Source organism: Mesorhizobium sp. M4A.F.Ca.ET.020.02.1.1 (assembly GCF_004022645.1).
Classification (GTDB): Bacteria; Pseudomonadota; Alphaproteobacteria; order Rhizobiales; family Rhizobiaceae; genus Mesorhizobium.
In genome coordinates this window covers 1-2,871 of the sequence record NZ_RZOI01000744.1, presented here as the reverse complement: position 1 = coordinate 2,871, position 2,871 = coordinate 1, and the positions used below count along the sequence as shown (strand labels likewise).

General features: G+C 62.9%; 2 protein-coding genes. Both read left to right on the top strand.

Translation table 11 applies throughout. The annotated features are described in order from the left end of the window. Positions 1-1,396 (top strand): glycine cleavage T C-terminal barrel domain-containing protein (locus EN742_RS30350; protein ID WP_281035023.1); only part of this gene is annotated, 1,396 nt, incomplete at its 5' end. Between the two features lie 14 nt (positions 1,397-1,410). Beyond that, on the top strand, positions 1,411-2,871 hold a 1,461-nt coding region (locus EN742_RS30345), incomplete at its 3' end, for a glycosyltransferase family 39 protein (RefSeq protein ID WP_128333630.1).

Here is a 2,871-nt window from a genome sequence, read left to right as displayed (position 1 = left end):
GCGGTACACCAATGCCAAGGTGCGCGAGAATTATTCGCGCCGCTTCTCGATCCGCTTCCCGAACGAAGAGTTGCCCGCCGCCCGCCCCGCGCAGACGACGCCGCTCTACGACACCATGCTCGCCAACAACGCCGTCATGGGCGACTCGTGGGGCTTGGAAACCCCGCTCTGGTTCGCCCCGAAGGGTACCGAGCCCAAGGACATCGTCTCCTTCCATCGCTCCAACGACTTCGGCCCGATCGGCGAGGAGGTGCGCGCCACGCGTGAGAAGGTCGGCGTCACCGAGATCGCCAACTTCGCCAAATACGAAGTCTCCGGACCGTCAGCCGAGGAATTCCTCAACCGGCTGATGACCAACCGCATGCCGAAGGTTGGCCGCATCGTGCTGACCCCGATGGTCAACGAGTTCGGCAAGCTGATCGGCGACTTCACCATCGCCAAGTCAGGCGAGGACCGCTTCATGATCTGGGGCTCGTCGGCCGCGCAGAAATACCATATGCGCTGGTTCGAGAAGCACCTGCCGAAGGACGGCTCCGTGCGCATCCACCGCTTCGACCAGACACTGGTCGGCCTGTCGATCGCCGGGCCGAAATCTCGCGACCTGCTGCAGAAGCTGGTCGATGTCGACATCTCCACCAAGGCCTTCCGATTCATGGATTTCCGCGAGATGGCCGTCGGCGGCGCGCCCTGCCTGGTAAACCGCATCACCTATACTGGGGACCTCGGCTACGAGATCTGGATGGCGCCCGCCTATCAGCGCCTCGTCTACAAGGCGATCAAGGAAGCTGGCGAGGAGTTCGGCCTCGTCGATTTCGGCATGCGCGCCCTGCTGTCGATGCGCCTTGAAAAGAACTTCCCGACCTGGTTCCGCGAATTGCGCCCGATCTACGGCCCGTTCGAAGGCTCGATGGACCGCTTCATCAAGCTGGAGAAGAACGACTTCATCGGCCGCGAGGCGTCCGCCAAGGAGCTCGCCGAGGGGCCAAAACTGCGCCGGGTCTCCTTCATCGTCGATGCAGCGGATGCGGACGTGATGGGCGACGAGCCGATCTGGGCCAAGGTCAGCAAGGACTACGGTACGGTGGAAAAGCCACATGGCTATGGCGCGCCTCGCTTCGACACCACAGGCAAGGAAGTGCGCGGTTCGCAGGCTGCCGAAGGCGCCTCCGCAGTGCGCGGCATCGCCGATGGCGACTGGCGTGTGGTGGGCTGGGTCACTTCGGGCGGCTATGCGCACTATGTTCAGAAGTCGATGGCGCAGGGCTATGTGCCGGCGGCGTTGGCCGAGGACCAAAGCGCCGGTCTGTTCGAGATCGAGATACTCGGCCACCGCCGTCCGGCCCGCATCAATGTCGAACCGCCCTTCGACCCGAGCGGCGAGAAGATGCGCACTTAAAAGGGCGACAGCGCGTGTTGGACCGTGTAGGTGGCGTTTCGACCAAGCACGGTTCGAGCGGCCGCGATGGGAAGACGACGTCCTTGCAGCATCTAGAGAAATGGACCGACTGGCTTTGCGACGACAAGGCCGGTCCACTCAACGCCGCGCTCGCCTTTGCCGTCATATATTGCCTTGTCCAGGTCGTGGTGATGACGCTGTCGTCGCATTGGGCAGGCACTGGCGTCGGCGTCGATGAATCCGAGCAATTGATGGTGATGCGGGTCCTTGCGACTGGCTACGGCAGTTCGCAGCCACCGCTCTACACCTGGCTTGCCCACCTGACGGCCTCGCTGGTCGGAACCAACGTCCTCGCCCTGAAGATCGTGAAGTATGGTCTGCTGGCCGGAGGGCTCGCCTCATACTTCACCGCGGTACGTCGGCTAGGCTACTCGAGTCGCGCGGCCGCGGCCGCAATGTTCGGGCTGCTTCTGTTTCCACAGATCATCTGGGAAATGCAGCATGCCCTCACCCACTCGGTCGCCATATTCTGCTTTTCGTCGGTGCTGTTCCTGGCGCTGGTCGAGGTGTTGAAGCGGCGATCCCTCGCCGCCTATGTGCTGTTTGGCCTGGCAACTGCCGCGGCGATGCTCTCGAAATACAACAATGTCGTCTTTATCGCCGCGCTGTTTCTGGCGGCGCTGTCGCTGCGCGAAACCCGCGCGGCGATCTTCGACCGCCGCTTCCCGATCAGCATTATGGTGGCCATCCTTGCCTGTCTGCCGACATTCCACTGGAGCTTCGCGCATCTTGAAGACTTGCTGTTGCATAGCGACGGCTTCGGCGTTGCCGAGGGTGGCAGCGCGGCGGCGACTGCATCGCTCGGCGTGTTCGGGTTGGGCAAGGCGATACTCAACTTCGCCGGGCTTCCGATCGCCGTCTTCGCCGTTGCGTTCTTATTGGCAATCAGGAAATCCGCGCCATCGTCACAGCCCTGGCCGTGGCCCGAGACGCTGGTCTGGCGCGCGTTTGCTCTTGCCTTGCTGATCACGCTGGTGGTGGTGCTGGCGGGCGGCGTAACGCAATTTCGCGATCGTTGGATGCTTCCCGTTTTCGTTTTGCTGCCCGCCGCCCTCGCCATGCGTCTGGATGCCATCGGCGACAGGGGCAAGAAGACGCAAGCCACGATTGTCTTCGCCGGCGCCGTCCTCGCCATCCTCGTGCTGCCGGTAAGCTGGTACATGCAGGTGTACGGCGGAGACAGCCGCGGGCGCATCGTGCGGATGGACTATCATTCGCTGTACAGCCAGCTCATGTCCGACGGGCCGGTTCGCACTGTGATATCCAGCTGGTTCTGGGCCGGCAATTTGCGTCTTGTCGATCCCGATCTCGTCGTGCTCGACGACGAGATACCCGATTTCGCCCCGTCGATCCACGAACCCGCCGTGCTTGTCCTGGCGGCGGACGACGGCGAGCCGAATTCGGTCATTTTCGAC